At 33.2% G+C, this 211-nt stretch carries 1 pseudogene; it reads left to right on the top strand.

Annotated elements, in window-relative coordinates:
- Nucleotides 1-211, top strand: a pseudogene (locus GPK60_RS11915) (IS200/IS605 family element RNA-guided endonuclease TnpB); the annotation flags it as partial.

Below are 211 nucleotides of genomic sequence, written 5' to 3' on the forward strand. Positions count from 1 at the left end.
AACATGGATGCTGCATACCAGAAGTTTTTCAAGGAACACGCAGGTTATCCGAAGTTTAAGAGTAAACACGATAATCATAAATCATATACAACAAATTTTACGAATGGCAATATAACAGTAGATTTCGGGCACAATAGAGTAAAACTGCCTAAATTAAAAGGAATAAAAGCAAAACTGCATAGAAATTTTATCGGACAGATAAAATCGGCAA

The sequence above is a fragment of the Ruminococcus sp. MCC718 genome (genome assembly GCF_018783905.1).
Lineage (GTDB): Bacteria > Bacillota > Clostridia > Lachnospirales > Lachnospiraceae > Hominisplanchenecus > Hominisplanchenecus faecis.